This is a genomic window from Clostridium sp. AM33-3, from assembly GCF_003480315.1.
Classification (GTDB): domain Bacteria; phylum Bacillota; class Clostridia; order Lachnospirales; family Lachnospiraceae; genus Brotaphodocola.
The window spans coordinates 70,343-93,005 of sequence record NZ_QUIV01000010.1; the positions used below are offsets into that span (position 1 = coordinate 70,343).

Sequence of the window (22,663 nt, forward strand, 5' to 3'; positions counted from 1 at the left end):
TAAGCAGAAACATTGGAATTTGCTTTGTGAGCGACCATAGCGTCAGACCAGAGACCCTTGTTTGAGCACGCAGCGCGTGCGAGTTTGGGTCGCAGGTCTGACAATAGGCGGCGCAGTGAACAAAGCACAAAATTCCACCGTTTCTGCGTTTCTGTACGCGGTTTCCGGAACTTCGGACCTTTTAGTGGTTCCGTCTCAATATTTTTATTTCAGATTTCCTTTTGCGATATTCTCTTTCAGAATCTTGTCTGTTACTTCAAACAGCTTCTCCGAACCTTCCCGCGTACGGGATTGCCTTTCGTATACCTTCTCTGCAGTCACATCATGATTTCTCCAGTCTCCACCGTCATTGCTGTTGTTTAAAAGCAGGGGCTGCAGATTATCGAGTGCTCTCGCAAATTTTGCCTCCGGAGTCTTTCGTTCCTCGAATTCGTCAAAGATTGCAGTCAGATCAGCCTTCTGGTCTTCCGGAAGCATGGAATAAAGCCGCTCTTTTGCCGCTTCTTCCCGCGCTTTCTGGGTTTTTAACCCCTCCGCATCGTAGGCATAGGTATCTCCCGCGTCAATCTCCACCACATCATGAATCAGACACATAAGCATGACCCGCGCCACATCAATCTTCTCATTGGAATACTCCTGCAGCAGATATGCCATGATAGCCATATGCCAGGCATGCTCCGCGTCGTTCTCGTTGCGTCCGTGACCACTCAGGTGGGTCTGACGGAAAATGTTTTTTTCTTTATCGATCTCGAGGATAAAATCCAGCTGTTTCTGTAATCGTTCGTCCATATGATTTCCTCCGATTTTACCAGGCGCGCTACTCTTTGTCCTTCTGCCCGGCTGTTTTTGCTCACCATCATACCATACTTTCCCCGCTCTTTCAGCAGAATCTGATAGAAAAATTTCTTTTTTCTCCCAGAATCCATGTTATAATACAAGGAAGAAACACCATACAGCAAACACAGGAAATTCTATCTGAAAGGATGATCTTTTCATGAAAATACTGACCTTTGGAGAAATCATGCTCCGTTTAAAAACCCCGGAACACCTGCGGATCGTGCAGGCAAACGGGTTTGAAGCCAGCTATGGCGGCGCGGAATCCAACGTGGCTGTTTCCCTCTCCACCCTCGGGGATGATGCCGCTTTTCTGACCAAGCTGCCAGACAATCCGGTTGGCAATGCCGCATTTAACGAGCTGCGCCGCTACGGTGTAGATACCTCCCGTATCCTGCGGGGCGGCCCGCGCCTTGGCATTTATTACTTTGAAAAGGGAAATGATATCCGTCCAACAAGCGTTCTCTACGACCGGGCCGGAAGTGCCCTGGCAAAAGCTAGTGCAACTGAATTTGACTGGGAAGCCCTGCTCTCCGGCATCGATATTTTCTTCTTTTCCGGCGTTACTCCTGCTATCAGTCCGTCTGTGGAGCAGGCCGTTTCCAATGCGCTGAACTACTGTCACACCCATGGCATCACCGTTATCTGCGACTTAAATTACCGGGCTAAAATGTGGTCCCGTGAGAAAGCCCAGTCCGTCATGAAAGAACTGATGCAGTATGTCGATCTCTGCATTGCCAACGATGAGGACTTTGAGGCAGCCCTTGGCATACACGCCTTTGACGGCGACATGGCGCACGGCATCGACCAGATTGAAACGTATCGCCAGGGCATGCAGAATATCCAGGAACTCTACCCGAACTGCAGCGCCGTTGCCAGCGTCCTGCGCAACTTAAAAACTGCGGAGGATGGTGAATGGATGGGTATTTATTTAAAAGACGGGCACTTCTATGAAAGCCCCATCCACACCGTACACAGCCTGGAAGCCGTTGGAGCCGGAGATGCATTCGCCGGAGCATTGATCCACGGTCTTGTACATCAGTTTTCTCCGCAAAAGCTTATTGACTTTTCCATCACCGCCAGCGTCATGAAGCTGATGATCCAGCACGATTTCAATCTGGTAAGCGAAGAAGAAATTCTGCGGATTATGAAAACCGGTGAAACAAATGTAATCCGGTAACCTACGCTTCTACTCGGGTCAGTTCTCCGGTTGCGGAATCCATGATAAATCCGCTGATCCGCACATCATTCGGCATCAGCGGATGCTCTTTCAGTCTGCGAACCGTCTCATGCACTGAAGATTCCACGGACTCAAAGCCGCCAAGCCAGCGCTCCAAATCAATACCGCTGTGGCGCACAATATCAATGTGCTGCTGGTCAATGCCGCGCTCCACCAGCATGTCAAGCATCTCGCTTCCATCCATACCCTGCACGCCGCAGTCGGTATGGCCAATGACCATAACCTCTTCGACCCCCAGTTCCAGAATACCAACCAGAAGGCTTCGAACCACACTGCCGTAAGGATGCACAATCACACCGCCGGCATTCTTGATAATCTTTGCGTCTCCATTTTTAATGCCGAGAGCCGCCGGAAGAAGCTCTAACAGACGGGTATCCATACAGGTTAAAATCGCAAGTTTCTTATCCGGATATTTACTGGTCAGATACGGCTCATAGCCCTTGTTCTCTACAAATTTCCGATTGTACTCCATAATCTCATCTATCATGTGTTATCACTCACTTTCTGCGTGTCTCAAATTTTTTATCTGCTCCATCAATATACCAGATTTCTGTTCTATTGTCAGTAGATCAGTGTATTGTTTATGGAAACTTTATTTATTCCTTCTCCAACAGCTGGCGGCCTTATCCGCTGTGAGTTTTATAATTTGTATTTTTTACATTATAATGCCTTTTCGTAACACCAATAATCATGTTCGTGCAGAAAACACTCTCCAACTGTTTCATATTCAAAAACCTTATAGGATGCGAGCGCCTTTTTATTTTCTTTTGCAACCAGAATGTGCACACTCTTAAATCCCTGTCTCCGCAGCTCCTCCATGGCCCCGGCCATCAGCTTTCTGGCAATGCCCTGATTCTGATACGCTTCCCTTACGCCCAGTCTGGACAGCTCCCGTCCCGGCTGTAATTCCGGTGTCCAGCAGGTCAGGCTCTCCACCTTCGGATCCTGATCGATGGAAATGGCTCCGGCTATTTCGCCGGTTTCCTCATCCCGCAGACAGAACAGTGCATTGCGGGAAAGGTCAAACTCCACATCACTGCGGGCCGGGTAATCGGCTGTCCAGGCACAAAACGGGGTTCCCACCAGGGAACAGTAGAGCGCCAGAACCTCGTCTGCCTCGCTTTCCTTTACATGTTCAAACACAAACGCCATAAAATGCCTCCTTATGCAAACAGACAGTCCATTTTCTTCTGGACTGCCTGTACTTTTCTACTGCTGTTCACACACAGCTTACGCTTCTTTCTCTAACGGGAAATGACAAAACACCGTTCTGTCCCCAAACCTCCTGCATGGCGGCTGCTCTTTTCCACAAATTTCCTGTGCATAAGGGCATCTGGTGTGGAATTTACAGCCGGACGGCGGGTTTACCGGAGAAGGAATTTCGCCGGTCAGCAGTTCTTTTTCCCTGGTTCGCAGATGCGGGTCTGCCTTCGGAATGGCATTCATCAGAAAACGGGTATAGGGATGTAGCGGATGATCGTAGAGTTCTTTCGTCGCTCCCACCTCGCAGATGCTTCCCAGAAACATCACGCATACCCGGTCCGCAATGAATTTCACCACGCTTAAGTCATGGGAAATGGACAGGTACGTCAGCCTGTATTCTTCCTGTAAATCCTTTAACAGGTTTAACACCTGGGACTGAATGGAAACGTCCAGGGCTGACACCGGCTCATCACAGACGATCAGCTTCGGATTCAGCGCAATGGCCCGGGCAATGCCGATTCTCTGGCGTTGTCCGCCGGAAAACTGGTGCGGATACCGGTTGTAAAACTCCTCCGGAATACCAACCTCCTTCATCAGCTCCTTCACCCGCGCCTCCAGTTCTTTTTTATCTCTCAGACCATACGTGGTAAGAGGCTCCGCGATAATCTTTGCCACGCTCATGCGCGGATTTAAGGAAGCATACGGATCCTGGAAAATGATCTGGAGCTGTCTGCGGATTTTCGCAAATTCTGCCTCCTTCATGGCGGTGATGTCCTGGCCTTCAAATTCCACCTTGCCGGAGGTAGCATCCAGAAGACGGATCAGCACACGGCCCAGGGTGCTCTTGCCACAGCCGGACTCTCCTACCAGGGCCAGGGTCTCCCCTTCGTATATTTCCAGATTCACATCGGACACAGCATGTACCACCAGTGGATTTTTCTTCGTACCGCCGATGGGGAATTCCTTTACCAGATGCTCGGTGCAAAGGAGAACTTTGCGGTCACCGGCTGTCTGGGATTTCAGTTTCCGGCTATCTGCATTGCTTCCTGCTATCTGTGGCAGACTGTCAGCCATTTCTCTGTTTTTCTCATCTGCAGTCATCACCGGTCACCTCCTCTGCCTGAAGCTTCTCTGCTTTCTGTTCACGATTTCCCTCATTTTCACTTAAAAAGCACCGTACTCTATGCCCTTCTGCCGTCTCATAGAGCTCCGGCATCTCCGCAAAGCACCGCTCTGTGGCACATTCACACCGGGTACAGAAGCGGCAGCCCTTCGGCAGATGCAAGAGGTTCGGCACCACGCCCTCGATGGTATAGAGCCGTTCCGGCTGCTCATCCAGCTTCGGGATAGACCTTAACAGTCCTTTGGTATACGGGTGCGCGGTGTGGTCAAACAACTCAAAGGTCTCAGCCTGCTCCATCACCTTGCCCGCATACATGACATACACATAATCGCAGATTTCCGCCACCACACCCATATTGTGGGTGATCAGGATAATAGAAGTCCCCTGCTCCTCACAGAGCTTCTTCATCAGCTGAAGGATCTGCGCTTCAATGGTCACGTCCAGAGCCGTTGTCGGTTCATCCGCGATCATCACCTTCGGGCGGCACACCATAGCCATGCCGATCATAACTCTCTGGCGCAGACCGCCGGACAGCTGATGCGGATAGCTCTTATAACGCTTCTCCGGCTCCGGGATTCCAACCGCCCGGAAAATATCAAGCACTCTCTGCTTTGCTTCTTCTTTGGAAACCTTCTGGTGGAGCAGGATTGCCTCCTGCACCTGTTTTCCCACCGGATATACCGGATTTAAGGAGGTCATCGGTTCCTGGAAGATCATGGAGATTTCGTCTCCCCGCACCTTCGCCAGTTCCCGCGCAGAAAGATGGGTGATATCACGCCCGTCCAGCGTGATGCTGCCGCCGACAATCCTGCCAGGATGACGGAGCAGTCCCATCACAGACATGGCGGTCATGCTTTTGCCGCAGCCGCTCTCTCCTACAATGCCAATGATCTTACCGGCCGGAACCTCAATACTGACACCGTCTACCGCCGGAATTTCCCCCTTCGCGGTAAAGAAGTGGGATTTCAGATCACGGATATCCAATACGATCGAGTCACTCATGCTCATCTCTCCTCTCCTTTACTGCTCTTTCAAGTACGGATCCAGCACATCCCGGAGGCCATCCCCCAGGAAGTTGAATGCCATGACCACGATCATGATGGCCACACTCGGCGCGATGGAAAGCCAGGGTTCCGAGAACAGATATTTCTTGCCGCGAACCACCATCAGGCCCCAGCTGGCACTCGGCGGCTGCGCGCCGACACCCAGGAAGCTTAAGGATGCTTCCGATAAGATTGCTGACGGAATATTTAAGGTAAACAGCACGATCAGGGACGGGATGCAGTTCGGCAGAATGTGCCGGAACATGATGACCCATTTTTTCACACCAATGCTGCGGGCTGCCTCCACGTACTCTTTTTCCTTTAAAGAAAGGGTCTGGGAACGGACAATGCGGGCGGTTCCCGCCCAGTTTACCAGGCTTAACGCAATAAAAATATTGATCAGGCCGCCGCCCATGGTGTACATGACAACCATAGCCAGCAGCAGCGATGGGAATGCCAGCATCACATCCGCCAGGCGCATGATGATGAAATCCACCTTGCCGCCGTAAAAACCGGCATACATGCCAAGCACTGTACCAATGGCCATGGAGATCAGAGTCGGCACCAGACCGATGGTCAGGGAAATGCGCGCGCCAAAAATGATACGGCTGAGCACATCACGCCCCAGCTCGTCGGTTCCAAGCCAGTGAGCCGCACTTGGATGCTGCAGGCGGTCCGAAAGACTCTGCTGTAAGTGATCATAAGGTGCCACCAGAGGGGCAAAAACTGCAATGAGAATCATGAAAATAATCAGCAGTGCGGAAAAGGCCGCCAGCTTATTCTGGCGCACCAGTGTTTTTGCCTTGTCCAGCCAGGTGTCTGCATTGCCGATCTGAGCGCTGAAATCCGTCATATTCTTGTTTTCTTCCATCTTACGCGCCCTCCCTGATTCTCGGATCCAGTACATTGTAAAGCAGATCTGCCACCAGATTGCCCACAATGATCAGAATGGTAGTAAAAATAACCGTGCCCTGCAAAAGCGGCATATCTCTTGTCTCAATGGCGTTCACCGCCAGACGGCCAATACCCGGAACACCAAACACACTCTCAGTCAGTACCGCGCCGGACAGCATGCTGGATACCTGCAGTGCCATCATGGTGACAACCGGAAGCATGGCATTTTTCAGTGCGTGCTTCACAATAACACCGGATTCCAGCAGTCCCTTGGCCCGTGCCGTGCGGATAAAATCATTCTGCATAATCTCCACCAGGTTAGAACGGGTCATGCGGGCAATGCTTCCCGCAGAGTTCCAGCCCAGCACGATGGCCGGAAGAATCATGGCCCGAAAGGAATCAAAGCCGGAAACCGGAAACCATTTGAACTTAAACGCAAACAGATACTGCAGCACCAGCGCTGTCATGAATACCGGCATGGAAACACCGATCAGTGCGCCGCCCATAAACAGGCGGTCCAGCAGCTTATTCTGCCGCACTGCCGCAATGATGCCTGCCGCAATACCAATGATCCAGGTCACTACAGCCGCCAGCAGAGACAATTTCACCGTGTTCGGGAATGCCTCCAGAATAATCTTTGTCACATTCCGGTTCAGCCGGTAGGATGTTCCGAAATCCCCCCGAAGCGCATGGGCAATATACTGCAAAAACTGCACATACAATGGCTTGTCCAGCCCCATTTCCTTACTGATTTTCTCGATCACCGCCGGATTCACATGCTCTCCCATCATGGTGGTAACCGGATCACCCGGAACAATGCGCAGCATGATAAAGATCAGCAGCACCACGCCTACCAGAACCGGGATGGAGATCAAAATCCGTTTCAGTACTTTTCTTAACACACTTCATCCTCCTCTACATTACATAGGAAAAGAGAGTGCCGCGAAGACAGGCCCGGCAAACCACGATATGCCTGTGACTGCCAAAGCTCTGGGTGCAACACTCCCTTAGCATTTATGCGTTTACTCGCTCAAAGAAATATTGTAGAAAAGCTGATCGCTCAATCCGCTCCACAACGGTGCGAAGCCCTGTACCCGCTTGCTCACTGCAAACAGATGGAGTCTGGAGAACATCGGCACCCAGGCTGCGTCCTCGTGGATGAGCTTCTCTTCCAGCGCCTTGTACTCTGCAAGACGTTCATCCTCATTTACAATGGTACGCGCTTTTGCTACACGCTCCATCACCTCCGTATCCGGATAGTTAATGGAACGGATCCTTGTTTTCTCTTCATTGCCGAAGAAGATATAGATAAAGTTATCCGGATCGTTGTAATCTGCGGACCAGGTAGACATGAAGGAACCAAGCTCACCGGATTTTCTGGTTTCTAACCAGGTAGATTCATCGTAATTCTTGATTTCTGCGCGGATGCCAACCTCGGCAAGCTGATCGCTGACAATCTCCAGCGCCATGGTCATGGTATCGGATGCGGAACTGTCTGCCGCAATCTCCATATCAAAGCCATCTGCATAGCCGGCCTCGGCAAGCAGCGCCTTCGCAGCCTCCGGATCGTACTTGATTTCCTCCTGATCCGGATTAAAGCCGATAAGACCGTGTGGGAAGATTCCCTGCTCCACCTGGCCTCTGCCGCCGTAAAGGGCATCCAGAATAGCCTGGCGGTCAATCGACATCTGAACCGCCTTGCGGACTCTGACATCCTGGAACGGCTCCTTATTAAAGTTCATGGTAAAGTACACGATACCCACACGCGGGCCCTGTACGATCTGATCCGGATAAGTCTCGGTGAAGCGGTCTGCAGAATCTGCAGCATAATCCAGGTCGAGAATGTCAAGTTCTCCGCTTTCAAACATCATGGACTGGGTCTCGGTATCCGGAATGATCTTGATGACAACACCCGGAAGCCCGGAAGCTCCCTTCCAGTAATCCTCATTGCGTGTCAGAACCAGCTGGTTGTTGAAGCTCCAGGACGAAAACTCAAACGGGCCGGTACCAACCGTCACAGCCGGATCCATGCCGAACTGATCGCCCGCTGCCTCGGTGGCCTCGCTGTCGTAAATAGAAACACCCGGAGAAGAAATGCTTGCCAGGAAGCCTGCAAACGGCTCCTTTAAGGTAACCTTGATGGTGTAGTCATCTACCACCTCAACACCTTCCAGGGTATCCGTCTCGCCTGCCAGGAGTTCATCCGCGCCCTTGATCTGGTCAATAAACTCGGTATTCACGCCACCTTCTACGGTCAGCATGCGGTGGAAGGTGTACGCCACATCCTCTGCTGTAAAGTCATTGCCATTGTGGAACTTCACACCCTGTCTTAAATGGAAGGTATACTCCAGGCCGTCATCGGAAATATCCCAGCTTTCGGCCAGACTCGGGACAATCTTGGAATTGCCGTCCGTGCCCACCTCAACATCTACCAGACGATCAAAAATATTAAACGGCACCTCGTAGTCCTTGGAAGTTTTCTGCACATCCGCAGTCTGAATATCTGCGTTCAGAGCCGCAACCAGGTAACCGGTGGTATCCACATCCACACCCTTTACCTCGGCCGTGCTCTCGTTCTCAGCGCCTGCAGTATTATCTGTTGTATCGGAAGTTTTGCTGCCGCCGCAGCCGGTCAGCGCCAGACCTGCTGTCAGAGCAGCCGCCAGCATAAGACTGATCTTCTTTTTCATAATATCCTCCTTTACCTGGAACCATTTAAAACCCGAAAATGGTGCATTGCCCCGAAAGGATGCACCATTGCATTTGCATGTTCACTGAGTTTTAAAATGTCCGCTAATGAGGAAATCATACCACATTGAAAGGGGATTTTCAATATCATTTCGAGGGATGAGGCAGAGATTTCGAGAAGAGGAGGTAAAGGCCCTGAAAGGGGCGACCTGCATTTCTACTTCCACAAATCCAGAATCCTCTGCTCCTTCTCCATCCATTCTTCCATGGTATCCCCTTTGTTTCCTTTTTCATAACTATCTATCATTTTATATCATGTTTTTTACAGGGCAACAAGTAATTCCCGGTTGTCCCTTTTTTATGGTATAGAATTCCCCTGTATCTATTTTGATTTCGGTCGAAATGACCTTGATTATAAGATATGTACTACAAATAGATTTCGCCATTCAGGCAAAGCGGCCCATCGAGATATGAGCCAGACTTTTTTCGAAATTCACACACGAACCCAACCGCATGAAACGGTTTGTTTTGCTGCTAAATTCCAAATTCCTTAAGTAATTGTTTCTTCGGCTTTTTTGATCCGACGCACAGAATTCTGAAGCTGTTCTACAAATGGGTCTTCGTAATCAGCTTCGATTCCAGCCAGATCTGCCTTTACGAAATCAAGCAATGCTACCAGTTCTTCCAGTGTTTTTTTACTCATATACTTCCTCCATAATACAGAGGAATCCTATATATGTAGGTTATCACATTTTCCGTATGTCTGCAACAAAATATCGTACTGCCCCGCCCGGCCCGGGAATTATTCACAGCGGTAAGCAGGATTCATAAGAACGGCCAGAGAAAACCGTTTCTAAAGCGATTTTCTCTGGCCCTATCTTTATCTCATGATTTTATTACATTAAGGACTTATACAGCTCCTTGATCTCCTCTACGGAAGTATCTCTCGGGTTACCCGGACGGCATGCGTCTGCGTATGCGGACTCAGACAGGAAATCCAGATCCTCTTCTTTTACGATGGCCTTTAAGTCTGCCGGGATACCTACATCTGCTGACAGCTTCTTCACAGCGTCTACAGCAGCCTTGCGGTACTCTTCCTGGCTCATGGTTTCTACACCCTCAACGCCCATAGCCTTTGCGATGTATTTGTACTTGTCACCGGTGCACGGAGCGTTGTACTCCATAATGGTCGGAAGAAGGATTGCGTTTGCTACGCCGTGTGGAGTATCATAAACAGCGCCCAGGGAGTGTGCCATGGAATGAACAATACCAAGACCTACGTTGGAGAAGCCCATGCCTGCTACATACTGGCCCAGAGCCATTCCTTCTCTGCCCTCCGGGGTGTTTGCAACTGCGCCGCGTAAGGAGTTGGAAATGATCTCGATTGCTTTTAAGTGGAACATATCGGTCATCTCCCAGGCGCCCTTGGTAATATATCCCTCAATTGCATGGGTCAGGGCATCCATACCGGTGGAAGCGGTCAGGCCCTTCGGCATGCTGGACATCATATCCGGGTCGATGACTGCGACAACCGGAATATCGTGAGTGTCTACACATACAAATTTACGTTTTTTCTCAACATCGGTGATAACGTAGTTGATGGTAACCTCTGCTGCGGTACCTGCGGTGGTCGGAACTGCGATGATCGGTACGCACGGTTTCTTGGTCGGAGCTACGCCCTCAAGGCTTCTTACATCCTCAAACTCCGGGTTGTTGATGATGATGCCGATGGCTTTTGCGGTATCCATGGAAGAACCGCCGCCGATGGCGATGAGATAGTCAGATCCGGATGCCTTAAATGCTGCAACACCGGTCTGTACATTCTCGATGGTCGGGTTCGGTTTGATATTGGAGTAAATCTCATAAGCAAGACCAGCCTCATCCAGAACGTCGGTTACCTTCTTGGTTACACCAAATTTGATCAGATCCGGGTCGGAACATACGAAAGCTTTTGCGAAGCCTCTGACTTTTACTTCATTTGCAATCTCTTTGATAGCGCCTGCGCCATGATAAGAAGTTTCATTTAATACGATTCTGTTTGCCATGATAAAAATCCTCCTTGAGCCTATACTCATTTGATTTTCAATTTCTGTTTGCATCTCTTCTAAGCGGCACTCTGTAGCTCATTTCCGCTTCGTGCTGATATTATTTTAACAACTGCAACAAGAAAAAGAAAGTGACAAAGTATCACTTATGTCACTTTCTTCTTATATTTGTTGGTTTTTCACAATTTTTATTGTATATTTTTATCTATCTTTCAATTTCCCAGGAATTTCTCTGTTTCGCAGAATCGTCGGCTTTTTCACAAAAGCTCCAGCTCTGAAAATACTTTCTCCAGCTTCGGCGGCATTGCCTCCACCAGCTTGTCCGACATGCGGCGCGGAGTATCTTTCATCCCGCCAAGCACCCATTTTTCTGTCATATACACAGACCCGCGGCAATACATCTCCAGAAGAAACTCCATCTCTTCCTCCAACGGGCGGCTGGTCTTTCTGGCAATGAGATCTTTGTAAAACTGCAGAATCAGTTCAAAGTCGTGCTCCTTCACAGAGTTGTAATCATCCGACCGGAAAGCCTCGGTAAAAAATGCCTTCTCATTTAAAATAAACTCAAACTTCTGGGTCAGGCTCTCTCCTACTGTATTCCCCATGCCGATCTGCTCGAAGGACTGCAGCACCAGCTTGTCAAAATACCAGTTGATGAGATCGTATTTATCTTTGAAATTGCGGTAAAAGGTCTGGCGGGTCAGGCCGCTGCCCTCCACAATATCCTTCACCGTGATGCGGTCTACCGGGGTGGTCTTCATGCACTCCTTGATGGAGGCCGCCAGCTTGTATTTGGCACGGTCATGCTTTTCCTGTGTCGTCTTCTGTTCCATCATGCTGCTATCTTTCTCCTTACATTTCCTTACAATATTGTATCATTACCGCAGTCCCACAGCAAGCAGATTACCCGAATTTCGGTTACGGTTTCGTATACGTCCGGAAAACACATACCAAATCGCATTGACATCCTGCTTTTTCTTTTCCCGGTTGTAAGCCTCCGCGGCTTATGTTACAATATTTGGGAAATAAAAATGCACGAAGCAATAACCTATTCACAATAAGGAGTACATACATGTCCGCAAATGTAATTTTAAAAAAAGGCGAAGGCCGCACCTTGAAGGCCGGCGGTGCCTGGATCTATGATAACGAGATTGACAAAATTGAGGGAGAGTTCGAAAACGGTGATATGGTTTTCGTTTCTGACTTTGACGGCTATCCGATGGGCCAGGGCTTTATTAACACCCGCTCCAAAATCACCGTCCGTATGATGACCCGCAAAAAAGATACCGTGGTCGATGACACTTTCATTGAGATGCGTGTCCGTGACGCCTGGGAGTACCGCAAAACAACCGTAGACACTTCCAGCTGCCGCCTGATCTTCGGCGAGGCAGATTTCCTGCCGGGTATCGTCATCGACAAGTTTTCCGATGTTCTGGTAGTCGAATCCCTGGCTCTAGGCATTGACCGTTTCAAGCCGGTCATTCTGGACAAGCTGAAGAAAGTCCTGGCTGAGGATGGCATTTCCATCCGCGGCGTTTACGAGCGCAGTGACGCCAAGGTCCGCCTGCAGGAGGGCATGGAGCGCGTGAAAGGCTTCATCGGCGAACCGTTTGATACCAAGGTTGAAATCGTTGAAAATGGTGTCCGCTATATGGTAGATGTGCAGGATGGCCAGAAGACCGGCTTCTTCCTGGACCAGAAGTATAACCGCCTTGCTATTCAGAGACTCTGCAAGGGTAAGAAGGTTCTGGACTGCTTCACCCACACCGGCTCCTTCGCGCTGAATGCCGGAATTTCCGGAGCTGCTTCCGTTCTTGGTGTGGACGCGTCCGAGCTGGGCGTGGCTCAGGCCCGCGAGAACGCTGAATTAAACGGCCTGTCTGACCGTGTCACCTTCCAGTGCGCAGATGTCTTTGATCTGCTTCCGGAGCTGGAACAGAAGGGCGAAAAGTTTGATGTGGTTATTCTGGATCCGCCGGCCTTCACCAAATCCCGCAGTTCTATCAAAAACGCTGTCAAGGGCTACCGCGAGATCAACCTGCGCGGCATGAAGCTGGTAAAGGACGGCGGCTATCTCGCCACCTGCTCCTGCTCCCACTTCATGGACCCGGAGCTATTCACCAAGACCATCCGCGAGGCCGCTGCAAACGTACACAAACGCCTCCGCCAGGTAGAATACCGCACCCAGGCAGCCGATCATCCGATTCTCTGGACCGGCGGCGAGCAGGCATCGTATTATTTAAAATTCTACATTTTCCAGGTCGTGGATGAGAAATAACAATATAAATCATCATCCGTAAAGTTCGAAGTTCCGGGCACACCATACAAGAAACGCGGCACTGGCACGTTCTTGATATGCAATGCAGGAAAATTCCAATGTGCCGCTTATTCTGTATGGTGTGCCCGGAACTTCTGCTGTACTGACTATGCCAGGATAATAAATAACGCAGCCATTCTTATTTTCGTAGCAGAGCCAATACAGCAGGAAGTGAATGAGACCGCTTTCCGTGATTTTCAGCATATCAGGTGTTTGCATCTTGAGCACACACGTCCGAATGTGGCGGATGTTAATCCGACACAGGCGAACGCGTGTTAGAGAGAGCAAGCAAACAACGATATGTGAAAATAGAGGAAGGCGGTCTCTTTCACTTCCGGACCTTTATTTAGCTTTGTAACTCAAATTTTTACAGCAGAATATACTTGAGTACAAACAGCACCGCCAGCACATACATCAGCGGCGTGATATTCTTCTCCTTTGCCTTTTCGGTTACCAGGTTAATCACGACATAGGAGATGATTCCCATTGCGATTCCCTCAGAGATGCTGTACATAAACGGCATTGCGATCACTGCCACATAAGCCGGGATTGCCTCGGTATAATCCTCGAAGTTTACCTTAAGGATAGAGGTCAGCATCAAAAATCCTACCACGATCAGGGCCGGTGCCGTTGCAAAGGACGGGATAGCCAGGAAGATTGGGGACAGGAACAGGGACAGAGCGAACAGAATTGCTGCTACCACTGCGGTTAAACCGGTTCTTCCGCCCTCTGCCACGCCAGACGCACTCTCAACGAAAGTAGTAGTGGTGGAAGTACCAAGAACAGCGCCGACTGCGGTACCAACAGAGTCGGAAAGCAGCGCACCGCGGATACGCGGCAGATGCCCCTGCGCATCCAGCATGTTGGCCTTGGATGCCACGCCGATGAGGGTTCCCAGGGTATCAAACATATCTACGAACAGGAACGCGAACATGACTACCAGGAAATCCAGGGAAGCCACACGGCTGAAGTCCATCTTCATGAAGGTCGGTGCCAGGCTCGGAATGGAAATTCCGTTGGAGAAATCCGGAAGCAGGCTGTAGAATCCGGCCTCAGGATTGATCTGGTACAGTCCGGTCAGCTGGCATACAATACCAAGTGCCCAGGTGATCAGGATGCCCCAGAGAATGTTGCCCTTTACGCCTTTTACTAAAAGTACGCCGGTGATCAGAACACCGATGAGTGCCAGCAGCACGGTGATGCCTTCGCTGGAGAACATACCGTTTGCAACGGATGCCTTGAAGGAGTACATTCCAACCAGAGTCGCGCTGTCCACTACAATGTGGGCATTCTGCAGACCAATGAACGCGATAAACAGGCCGATACCTGCGGATACCGCATACTTTAAGTTCATCGGAATAGAGTTGAAGATCTGCTCACGCACGTTGGTCAGGGACAGAGCCAGGAAGATGATACCTTCCACAAATACGGCTGCCAGTGCCATCTCCCAGGTGTATCCCATGGAAAGAACAACCGTATAGGCAAAATAGGCATTCAGTCCCATGCCGGGTGCCAGTACGAACGGATAGTTGGAAAGTGCTGCCATAAGCAGAGTTGCGATCGCAGACGCAAGGGCGGTTGCCGTGAACACCGCGCCACTGTCCATGCCGGACGCGCTTAGGATGCTCGGGTTAACGGCCAGGATATAGGCCATGGTCATAAATGTGGTTATACCGGCCATTACTTCCGTCCTGACATCTGTGTGGTTCTCCTTGAGATGAAATAGCTTCTCCAAATTCATAAAATCCCTCCTTTTAATAAAAAGTTTTGCAACTTTAAAACGATAATTATATTCTATCACTTATTCTTATTATTTGCTATTCATTTTCGCAAAATTCTGATAAGCCATCAAACTTTTTCTAATAAAAAGAAGCTGTTTTCACTGCATACTATGCAATGAAAACAGCTTCCATGAATTCATGTTACCTATTCGCCGCAGCTTACTGGATTACCTTTGCCGGGCACTTTGCTGCGCACTTGCCGCAGTTGGTGCACTTCTCGTAATCGATGACTGCCACATTATTCTCCATATGAATAGCATCGAACTCACACTGCTTGGTGCACAGGGTACATCCGATACAGCCAGCGGTGCAGACTTTCTTGACAGCCGGTCCCTTGTCGTGGGAAGAGCACTGTACAAGATGCTCTGCCTTGTAAGGAACAAGCTCGATCAAGCCCTTCGGGCAGGTAGCTACGCACTTGCCGCAGGCTACGCACTTCTCTTTGTCAACGACTGCAACACCGTCTACTACATGGATTGCGTCAAACTGACATGCCTTCACGCAGGAGCCATAGCCCATACAGCCGTAAGCACAAGCCTTCTCGCCGGAACCCGGTGCTACGGTTACCATGGAACAATCGGTAATTCCATAGTAATTGTACTTTACGTTTGTCTTGTCGCAGGTACCTTTACATTTTACGAAAGCTACCTTCTTTTCGGAGCTGCCGCTCTCAACACCCATGATCGCAGCGATCTTGTCTGCTACCGGAGCGCCGCCGACCGGACATCCGTTAACCGGAGCGGTGCCTGCAGCGATTGCTGCAGCCAAACCGTCACATCCCGGGAAGCCACAACCGCCACAGTTGTTGCCCGGAAGTTCTGCACGCACCAGAATTTCTTTTTCGTCAACCTCAACCTTAAACTTCTCACTGGCAATTCCCAGCAGCACACCGATAATGATACCGATGGCGCCGATGACAACTGCCGCTAAAAGCAAACCTGTCATATTCTGTTACCTCCCATTAAATCAGTCCGGAGAAGCCCATGAAGGCAATCGCCATCAGACCAGAGGTAATCAGTACGATCGGAGAACCCTGGAAATTATATGGGATATCATTGTCTTCAATACTCTCACGAATGCTTGCCAGCAGTACGATTGCGACGGTAAAACCAACCGCAGTACCAAGTCCGTTTGCTACACTGAAAATGAAGTTATAACCCTTCTGTACGTTGGTCAGGGCAGAACCCAGAACTGCACAGTTGGTCGTAATCAGCGGAAGGAATACACCCAGCGCAGAATACAGGCTCGGCATGCTCTTCTTTAAGAACATCTCAACGAACTGTACCAGTGCTGCAATTACCAGAATGAAGGCAATCGTCTGTAAATACTCCAGGTGCAGCGGAACCAGCACCAGAGCGTATACAAGGTTCGTAGCAATACTTGCCAGCGTAATTACGAAGATAACGGCTGCACCCATACCAATGGAGGTGTCAACCTTCTTGGAAACACCAAGGAACGGACACAGGCCCTGGAACTGGCTCAGGATGATGTTGTTAACCAGAGCAGATCCGACAATAATTAAAATTAACTCTTTCATCTAACCTGTCCCTCCTATTCGTCTTTCTTTTCAGCCTCGGCTGCTGCCTTAGCTGCCTCTGCTGCCTGCTTCTTAGCCAGAGCTGCTGCAGCTGCCGCCTTCTTGGCCTCTTCTGCCTTCTTCAGCTCTTCTGCCTTTTTCTCTTCCAGGACAGAGTGGTTAGAGGAACATGCAGAACCGCTGCATGCTGCGCAGTTGCCGCCGCATGCCAGTGTGGACTGCGGTACGGAACCGTTGGTTGCACTCGGAGCTTTGAATTTGTTCTGCAGTGCGGTCAGGCAAGCCAGTACAAAGAATGCACCCGGTGCCAGGCCGATGATGGTTACGTGGAAGTCCTCCGGAATGATCTCCATGCCGAAGAAGGAACCACCGCCAATGAGCTCACGCACGATTGCGATGCAGGTTAAACCTACGGTGAAACCAAGGCCCATACCGATACCATCGAATGCGGACTCGATCGGGCCGTTCTTTGCTGCATATGCCTCTGCACGGCCCAGGATGATACAGTTAACAACGATCAGCGGGATGTAGATACCCAGTGCGCTGTACAGGCTCGGTACATATGCCTGTAAAAGCAGCTGAACGATGGTAACCAGGGATGCTACGATTACGATGTATGCCGGAATACGTACACGATCCGGAATAATCTTCCGCAGTGCGGAAATAATAAGGTTAGAGAAAACCAGAACCGCCGTGGTGGACAGTCCCATACCGATACCATTGATCGCGGTGGTGGTTACTGCCAGGGTCGGACACATACCAAGCATCAGGACGAAGGTCGGGTTTTCTTTAATAATACCGTTGTATAAACGTTCGATACATTTATTCATGACTTCCTACCTCCTACTGTGCCAGGCAGTTATCTACAAAATAAACTGCCGCATTCACCGCACCAGTGACTGCTTTTGAAGTGATGGTCGCACCACTGATTGCGTTGATCTGATCATCGGAAGATGCACCGTCTTTGGTAACGGAGAACACATCTGCCTTCTTGCCTGCAAACTGACCTTTCCACTCAGGCTTCTGAGCATTCATACCAAGACCAGCAGTCTCAGCCAGGGTCAGGAATTCGATACCATTTACAGTACCGTCAGACTGGATACCTACAGAAACGGTAACAGCACCGCCGTAACCGTCATTGGAAGTAGCGGTAACTACGTATCCTGCAACAGAACCGGAAGCATCGGTTGCCTCAACAGCCTCATCCACAGACACATTGCCATATCCGAGGGTTGCGATAGTCTCATTTGCTGCAGGAAGCTTGTCTGCAAGGTCTGCAGCCTCAAAACCAGCCGCATCTGGGAATACGGTACGGTAAGCAGCTTCTTTCGCTGCCTGGTTTGCTGCAGCGATCGGATCCTTCGTCATTTCATAAACGCCGCCCAGACATGCACCTGCCACAAGGGTAATGGCACACAGGATTACGGCATCCTTCATAAATCCACCTTTACTCATGCCTTTTTGCCCTCCTTTCCAAATGCCACCGGAAGGGTATAGCGCTCAATCAGCGGAACCATCAGGTTGCTGATGATGATTGCGTAGGAAACACCCTCTGCGGAACCACCGAACAGACGGAATGTTCCGGTCAGCACGCCAAGCAGAATACCAAATACGATCTGTCCCTTCGGGGTGATCGGGCTGGTTACATAGTCGGTTGCCATGAAGAATGCACCGAAGATCAGTCCGCCGCCGCAGATATGAGCCAGAACAAAGTTCAGATCCTGTCTGCCGAAGATGAATACGAATACTGCGACCGTTACGATGTAGGTTAACGGAATGCGCAGGGAAATGACTTTCTTAAATACCAGGTAAGCAGCGCCGATTAACAGGGCTACTACAGAAACCTCACCGATGGTTCCAGGGATCTTACCGATGAACATAGCCATAAGGTCTACGCCCAGATTGGACTCGCCGGCCTTCCATGCAGTCTTCATCACGTTCAGAGGAGTAGCGGTGGTTACGCCATCCAGAGTGAAGGAAGACATCTTGCCTGCGAAGGAGATCAGCAGGAAGCATCTTGCTGCCAGTGCCGGGTTCATGAAGTTCTGGCCAAGGCCGCCGTAGATCTGTTTTACGATCACGATCGCGAACACACCGCCCAGCATCGGGATCCATAACGGAATCTCAGACGGACAGTTTAATGCCAGGATCATACCGGTTACAACGGCACTGAAATCACTGATGGTTACGGTTCTCTTGGTTACTTTCTCAAATACGTACTCGCTGACTACACAGGCAAATACGGTAGCAATGATAACGAGCAGGGCATGCAGGCCGAACTGGAAGACACCGAAAGCGGTGGCCGGCAGCATGGCAATTGCCACGTCCATCATGATGCTGCGGGTTGTTTCCTCGCTCCGCACATGCGGGGATGAGGATACGTTAAATAATTTAGCCATGGTTTACTTTCCCCCCTGTGCTTTTTTTCTGCGGTTTGCTGCAACCGTTTTTCTCATTTCCTTGAAAGCCTGGGTCAGAGGACGTTTAGCCGGACATACGAAGGTACAGCTTCCGCACTCCATACACTCCATACCATTGAGTTTCTCAAAGGTATCGCAGTCGCCCTTTAATGCTGCTTTCATCATCATAACCGGAACAATGTGGCTCGGGCATGCGCTTACGCACTTACCGCAGCGGATACACGGAGTCTCCACGCTTGTTGCCACCTGGTCTTTGGTCATGCACAGGACGGAACCGTTGGTCTTGATGACCGGAACGTCTAAATCGAACATAGCAAAGCCCATCATAGGACCACCGGAAATAACCTTCTCCGGCTCGGACTTGAAGCCGCCTGCTGCCTCGATCAGTTCCTGGGTGTTGGTTCCGATCTTAATACGGAAGTTTCTCGGATCTGCGATCGCGTCACCGGTTACGGTGAATACACGCTCGATCAGAGGAGTGGTCTTGCATACTGCATCATAAATAGCGATCACAGTACCAATGTTGTCCACGATGCAGCCTGCGTCTGCTGGAAGCATGGAGGAATTTACAGATCTGCCGGTAACAGCGTAGATTAAGGAACGCTCACCACCCTGCGGATACTTGGTAAGCAGCTCACATACCTCGATACGCGGCTCATCTTTTACTAACTCTTTCAGCTTTTTGATTGCTTCCGGCTTGTTGTTCTCGATACCGATCACACCCTTAGCCTTGTCAAAGAGCTGCAGAACAACCTTCAGACCGCCGATGATCTTTTCCGGATCTTCCATCATGCAGCGATAGTCAGATGTCAGATACGGCTCACACTCTGCACCATTAATCAGAATGTATTCAATTGCATCTTCGTTCTTCGGAGAGAGCTTTACGTTGGTCGGGAAACCAGCGCCGCCCATACCTACGATACCAGCTGCTTTTACGATATCGCGGATCTCCTGTTTGGACAGAGTAGCCGGGTCACGGTCTGCACCCATGCCTTCTACTGCTTCATACTGTCCATCGTTTTCAACTACAACGGAATTTACCATGCCGCCGCTGGCAACACGTCTCGGCTCTACTGCTTTGACAGTACCGGATACGGAGCAGATTACGTTTGCAGAAATAAATCCGCCTGCTTCACCGATGATCTGACCAGCCAGGACTCTGTCGCCCTTCTTTACCAGCGGGTTCGCCGGTGCGCCGATTCCCTGTGACATCGGGAACACCAGATCTCCCTTCGGCATCAGGACCTGTACCGGCTTGTTCTCGGACAGTTCTTTGCCCTCGTAAGGGTGAACGCCGCCTTTAAATGTAGCCAATCCCATTTTCCTTTACCCTCTTTCTATACATTTTCAACTTGCTATCGACAAAATCTCTCGTTTTGCCATCACGGTCAGTATAGCATAATTCGCGATTCCAGACAATCAAAAATTACATATTGTATACAATGTAACTATCGGCTTTTCCTGAAAAACAGAGCAGATTCACAGTTTTTGACCAGAATTTTTGTTAATCCGTAAACAATGTTAGCAGAAGGAAACCGCCTCTTGTTTTTGTAAAAAAACATGTTGTATTCGACACATTTCCCGGATAGTTTGGAATCTGGTTTCTGCCGGAATTTCACTGGAATTTGTTCGTATTTTTCAGAATTTTGTTTTGTTAATTTTTAGTCGAGGAATATGTACTTTTTTTCGCTTATCAACATTTATAGTTTTTACTTATAAGTATTATCTGCAACACTTATAAGTATGAACCTATCCGGCCTACAGTCTTCCTCCTATGCCATACTTCTGTCTGCCTGCCTTTACTGATTCTTTTCATCCCGTAATTTTTTCTTTTCTGCAATAAAACCTTCGTTCTCTGCATTATCCATATGAACGGATGAAAAGATTCCTGTTCCGTAAAAGCAAACAACGCAAAACCAATCACAAATCAAACTATTTACGAAATCCTTTGATGCATTACACTCTATCACACCCGCTGCGTTTTCTTTTCCGGACATGGCCATTTTCAAAAAACCTTAAAAAAAGAACTACCGCATACCAAATTGGTATGCGGTAGTCTTCTTATTTCACTTTCTTTTCATATTCATTTGCTATTTCATTCCAGAGATCAGCATTTTTTATGCCGCAGTTGTCTGGTCGGAAAATAGGATCCTTTCCATCCTTAAATTGTTTTTCATAATCGTTCCAAACTTTTCTCACAATTGGGAACATAAAAATTACTGCAATTAACGTAACCCAACAAGATGCTCCAGTTCCAATATCCGCACACAACCATGCAAATTCTGTACTTGAAATACATCCAATAAAGATTGGAATCAAAAACCATATTTTGAACAAAATCTGTGCAGTCTTACTTTTTGAATATCCCTTGAACATATAAATCAAATCAGATTCAGAAATATTAAAGCAGCCTACTAATGTCGTAAATGAAAATAAGGCCAGCATAACCGCTATCATTGGATAACCGAAACCATGAATTACAGAATCCAGTGCTCCCTGTGTAAAACCAACACCAGCATTGACTCCGCTAATACCTTCATACAATACACTCCCCGCCGCATCTGTTACATTATATGTACCGGCAAGTAAAATCATTAAGGCTGTTGCGGTACAAACCAGTAATGTATCAACATATACGGATAAAGCCTGTGTCAAACCAACCTTTGCCGGGTGAGATACTCCCGCAATTGCTGCTGCTTGAGGTGTAGTTCCCATACCTGCTTCACTTGAATAGACACCTCTCTTGATACCATATGCAATTGCTGATCCCACCATACCACCAAAAATTGCATCTTTACCAAATGCACTTTTAAAAATAAGCGCAAATACTGCCGGAATTTTAGTGATATTAACGCCAAGTACAATTAAAGTAACTCCCAGGTACAGAAGGCACATGATCGGTACAATTTTTGATGTAAATCGAATAATACTTTTTAAGCCACCTGAAATGATAATTGCGGCTATAATTACCATGATAACTCCCACAATCCAGTGTGGAACACCAAAAGCATTATACATTGCATCAGCAATGGAGTTCGGCTGTGTTGTATGCAAAATGCCACAATTCAAAAGGCTGCAAAATGCAAATACGGTTCCAAACCATCCCAGGCCAAGTCCCTTTTTTACAAAAAATGAAGTACCACCCCGATACATTCCGTCAACCTTTTCTTTATACACCTGAGCTAACGTATTTTCTGCAAAAGATGTTGCCGCTCCCAGAATTGCCATAACCCACATCCAGAATACTGCACCAGGGCCACCTGCTGCAATTGCAGTTGCAACTCCGACGATGTTTCCCGTTCCAACTCTTGCCGCAACGGTCAAAGCAAATGCTTCAAATGATGTGGAGGATTCACTATCTGCACTCTTTTCAAAAACGCTATTCACCATTTGTTTTAAGTATCGAACTTGAAATCCCTTTAAGCCAACAGTATAGAGAAGTCCAACAAAAATGGAAATATAAATTAACGGGCTGCTCCACAAAACGGTGTCAAAAAAATTTAAAATGCTGGTAAGCACTTCCATACCAATCTCCCTT

The 22,663-nt window shown here is 49.0% G+C and carries 21 protein-coding genes; 2 read left to right on the forward strand and 19 right to left on the reverse strand.

Annotated elements, in window-relative coordinates; all coding sequences use genetic code 11:
• Nucleotides 1–204: 204 nt before the first annotated feature.
• On the reverse strand, nucleotides 205–789 hold the full coding sequence (locus tag DW819_RS07710) for an HD domain-containing protein (protein ID WP_118732802.1): 585 nt from the start codon (nucleotides 787–789) through the stop codon (nucleotides 205–207).
• A gap of 205 nt (nucleotides 790–994) precedes the next feature.
• Here DW819_RS07710 and DW819_RS07715 point away from each other — a divergent pair, with 205 nt between their 5' ends.
• Nucleotides 995–2,014, forward strand: a complete 1,020-nt coding sequence (locus tag DW819_RS07715; protein ID WP_118732803.1) for a sugar kinase — start codon at nucleotides 995–997, stop codon at nucleotides 2,012–2,014.
• Nucleotide 2,015: 1 nt separating this feature from the next.
• On the opposite strand, the gene DW819_RS07720 is transcribed toward DW819_RS07715, so the two are convergent.
• The 10 genes from DW819_RS07720 to DW819_RS07760 all read right to left on the reverse strand — a co-directional run bounded on the left by DW819_RS07720 (nucleotide 2,016) and on the right by DW819_RS07760 (nucleotide 11,906).
• On the reverse strand, nucleotides 2,016–2,561 hold the full coding sequence (locus DW819_RS07720) for a carbonic anhydrase (RefSeq protein WP_118732804.1): 546 nt from the start codon (nucleotides 2,559–2,561) through the stop codon (nucleotides 2,016–2,018).
• 173 nt (nucleotides 2,562–2,734) lie between these two features.
• Nucleotides 2,735–3,226 carry a GNAT family N-acetyltransferase gene (locus tag DW819_RS07725; RefSeq protein WP_118732805.1) on the reverse strand — a complete coding sequence of 164 codons (492 nt, stop codon included), beginning with the start codon at nucleotides 3,224–3,226 and terminating at the stop codon, nucleotides 2,735–2,737.
• Between the two features lie 78 nt (nucleotides 3,227–3,304).
• Entirely contained in the window at nucleotides 3,305–4,378 is a 1,074-nt protein-coding gene (locus DW819_RS07730; protein WP_243025685.1) for an oligopeptide/dipeptide ABC transporter ATP-binding protein, read from the reverse strand.
• Nucleotides 4,365–5,402 carry an ABC transporter ATP-binding protein gene (locus DW819_RS07735; RefSeq protein ID WP_118732836.1) on the reverse strand — a complete coding sequence of 346 codons (1,038 nt, stop codon included), beginning with the start codon at nucleotides 5,400–5,402 and terminating at the stop codon, nucleotides 4,365–4,367. The genes DW819_RS07730 and DW819_RS07735 overlap by 14 nt, the downstream gene beginning before the upstream one ends.
• An 18-nt stretch (nucleotides 5,403–5,420) precedes the next feature.
• On the reverse strand, nucleotides 5,421–6,314 hold the full coding sequence (gene nikC, locus DW819_RS07740; protein ID WP_118732806.1) for a nickel transporter permease: 894 nt from the start codon (nucleotides 6,312–6,314) through the stop codon (nucleotides 5,421–5,423).
• Nucleotide 6,315: 1 nt separating this feature from the next.
• A complete protein-coding gene (locus DW819_RS07745) occupies nucleotides 6,316–7,239 on the reverse strand; it encodes an ABC transporter permease (RefSeq protein WP_118732807.1) in 924 nt (307 codons plus the stop codon).
• A gap of 120 nt (nucleotides 7,240–7,359) precedes the next feature.
• A complete protein-coding gene (locus DW819_RS07750; protein ID WP_118732808.1) occupies nucleotides 7,360–9,027 on the reverse strand; it encodes an ABC transporter substrate-binding protein in 1,668 nt (555 codons plus the stop codon).
• Between the two features lie 548 nt (nucleotides 9,028–9,575).
• Complete coding sequence (locus tag DW819_RS15645) at nucleotides 9,576–9,728, reverse strand: hypothetical protein (protein ID WP_182432595.1); 153 nt, start codon at nucleotides 9,726–9,728, stop codon at nucleotides 9,576–9,578.
• A 193-nt stretch (nucleotides 9,729–9,921) separates the two neighbouring features.
• Nucleotides 9,922–11,070, reverse strand: coding sequence for a lactaldehyde reductase (fucO, locus tag DW819_RS07755; RefSeq protein WP_118732809.1), 1,149 nt, complete (start codon nucleotides 11,068–11,070; stop codon nucleotides 9,922–9,924).
• A gap of 257 nt (nucleotides 11,071–11,327) precedes the next feature.
• A complete protein-coding gene (locus DW819_RS07760; protein ID WP_347560187.1) occupies nucleotides 11,328–11,906 on the reverse strand; it encodes a TetR/AcrR family transcriptional regulator C-terminal domain-containing protein in 579 nt (192 codons plus the stop codon).
• A gap of 236 nt (nucleotides 11,907–12,142) precedes the next feature.
• On the opposite strand from DW819_RS07760, the gene DW819_RS07765 reads away from it, so the two are divergent.
• A complete protein-coding gene (locus DW819_RS07765) occupies nucleotides 12,143–13,348 on the forward strand; it encodes a class I SAM-dependent rRNA methyltransferase (protein WP_118732810.1) in 1,206 nt (401 codons plus the stop codon).
• A 406-nt stretch (nucleotides 13,349–13,754) separates the two neighbouring features.
• On the opposite strand, the gene DW819_RS07775 is transcribed toward DW819_RS07765, so the two are convergent.
• From DW819_RS07775 to DW819_RS07815, 8 genes are all read right to left on the reverse strand, one after another.
• Complete coding sequence (locus DW819_RS07775) at nucleotides 13,755–15,128, reverse strand: NCS2 family permease (RefSeq protein WP_118732812.1); 1,374 nt, start codon at nucleotides 15,126–15,128, stop codon at nucleotides 13,755–13,757.
• Nucleotides 15,129–15,327: 199 nt separating this feature from the next.
• A complete protein-coding gene (locus DW819_RS07780) occupies nucleotides 15,328–16,113 on the reverse strand; it encodes an RnfABCDGE type electron transport complex subunit B (protein ID WP_118533970.1) in 786 nt (261 codons plus the stop codon).
• Between the two features lie 16 nt (nucleotides 16,114–16,129).
• A complete protein-coding gene (gene rsxA, locus DW819_RS07785) occupies nucleotides 16,130–16,705 on the reverse strand; it encodes an electron transport complex subunit RsxA (RefSeq protein WP_118533969.1) in 576 nt (191 codons plus the stop codon).
• 14 nt (nucleotides 16,706–16,719) lie between these two features.
• A complete protein-coding gene (locus DW819_RS07790) occupies nucleotides 16,720–17,535 on the reverse strand; it encodes an electron transport complex subunit E (RefSeq protein ID WP_118732813.1) in 816 nt (271 codons plus the stop codon).
• 13 nt (nucleotides 17,536–17,548) lie between these two features.
• Nucleotides 17,549–18,160 carry an RnfABCDGE type electron transport complex subunit G gene (locus DW819_RS07795; RefSeq protein ID WP_118533967.1) on the reverse strand — a complete coding sequence of 204 codons (612 nt, stop codon included), beginning with the start codon at nucleotides 18,158–18,160 and terminating at the stop codon, nucleotides 17,549–17,551.
• Nucleotides 18,157–19,104, reverse strand: a complete 948-nt coding sequence (locus tag DW819_RS07800) for an RnfABCDGE type electron transport complex subunit D (RefSeq protein ID WP_118732814.1) — start codon at nucleotides 19,102–19,104, stop codon at nucleotides 18,157–18,159. Before DW819_RS07800 ends, DW819_RS07795 begins: the two co-directional genes overlap by 4 nt.
• Nucleotides 19,105–19,107: 3 nt before the next feature.
• The gene (gene rsxC / locus DW819_RS07805) at nucleotides 19,108–20,445 is read right to left on the reverse strand and encodes an electron transport complex subunit RsxC (RefSeq protein WP_118732815.1); all 1,338 of its coding nucleotides are present in this window, start codon (nucleotides 20,443–20,445) and stop codon (nucleotides 19,108–19,110) included.
• A gap of 741 nt (nucleotides 20,446–21,186) precedes the next feature.
• Nucleotides 21,187–22,650, reverse strand: coding sequence for an alanine/glycine:cation symporter family protein (locus DW819_RS07815; RefSeq protein ID WP_118732817.1), 1,464 nt, complete (start codon nucleotides 22,648–22,650; stop codon nucleotides 21,187–21,189).
• Nucleotides 22,651–22,663: the final 13 nt, after the last annotated feature.

Bases quoted from the DNA above. Each gene is read 5' to 3' on its own strand.
- DW819_RS07760 (WP_347560187.1), bottom strand. From the start codon at position 11,906: ATGATGGAACAGAAGACGACACAGGAAAAGCATGACCGTGCCAAATAC.
- DW819_RS07710 (WP_118732802.1), bottom strand. From the start codon at position 789: ATGGACGAACGATTACAGAAACAGCTGGATTTTATCCTCGAGATCGAT.
- DW819_RS07800 (WP_118732814.1), bottom strand. From the start codon at position 19,104: ATGGCTAAATTATTTAACGTATCCTCATCCCCGCATGTGCGGAGCGAG.
- DW819_RS07775 (WP_118732812.1), bottom strand. From the start codon at position 15,128: ATGAATTTGGAGAAGCTATTTCATCTCAAGGAGAACCACACAGATGTC.
- DW819_RS07735 (WP_118732836.1), bottom strand. From the start codon at position 5,402: ATGAGTGACTCGATCGTATTGGATATCCGTGATCTGAAATCCCACTTC.
- DW819_RS07730 (WP_243025685.1), bottom strand. From the start codon at position 4,378: ATGACTGCAGATGAGAAAAACAGAGAAATGGCTGACAGTCTGCCACAG.
- DW819_RS07815 (WP_118732817.1), bottom strand. From the start codon at position 22,650: ATGGAAGTGCTTACCAGCATTTTAAATTTTTTTGACACCGTTTTGTGG.
- DW819_RS07720 (WP_118732804.1), bottom strand. From the start codon at position 2,561: ATGATAGATGAGATTATGGAGTACAATCGGAAATTTGTAGAGAACAAG.
- DW819_RS07750 (WP_118732808.1), bottom strand. From the start codon at position 9,027: ATGAAAAAGAAGATCAGTCTTATGCTGGCGGCTGCTCTGACAGCAGGT.
- rsxA (WP_118533969.1), bottom strand. From the start codon at position 16,705: ATGAAAGAGTTAATTTTAATTATTGTCGGATCTGCTCTGGTTAACAAC.
- DW819_RS07765 (WP_118732810.1), top strand. From the start codon at position 12,143: ATGTCCGCAAATGTAATTTTAAAAAAAGGCGAAGGCCGCACCTTGAAG.
- fucO (WP_118732809.1), bottom strand. From the start codon at position 11,070: ATGGCAAACAGAATCGTATTAAATGAAACTTCTTATCATGGCGCAGGC.
- DW819_RS07725 (WP_118732805.1), bottom strand. From the start codon at position 3,226: ATGGCGTTTGTGTTTGAACATGTAAAGGAAAGCGAGGCAGACGAGGTT.
- DW819_RS07790 (WP_118732813.1), bottom strand. From the start codon at position 17,535: ATGAATAAATGTATCGAACGTTTATACAACGGTATTATTAAAGAAAAC.
- DW819_RS07780 (WP_118533970.1), bottom strand. From the start codon at position 16,113: ATGACAGGTTTGCTTTTAGCGGCAGTTGTCATCGGCGCCATCGGTATC.
- DW819_RS15645 (WP_182432595.1), bottom strand. From the start codon at position 9,728: ATGAGTAAAAAAACACTGGAAGAACTGGTAGCATTGCTTGATTTCGTA.
- DW819_RS07715 (WP_118732803.1), top strand. From the start codon at position 995: ATGAAAATACTGACCTTTGGAGAAATCATGCTCCGTTTAAAAACCCCG.
- DW819_RS07795 (WP_118533967.1), bottom strand. From the start codon at position 18,160: ATGAGTAAAGGTGGATTTATGAAGGATGCCGTAATCCTGTGTGCCATT.
- nikC (WP_118732806.1), bottom strand. From the start codon at position 6,314: ATGGAAGAAAACAAGAATATGACGGATTTCAGCGCTCAGATCGGCAAT.
- rsxC (WP_118732815.1), bottom strand. From the start codon at position 20,445: ATGGGATTGGCTACATTTAAAGGCGGCGTTCACCCTTACGAGGGCAAA.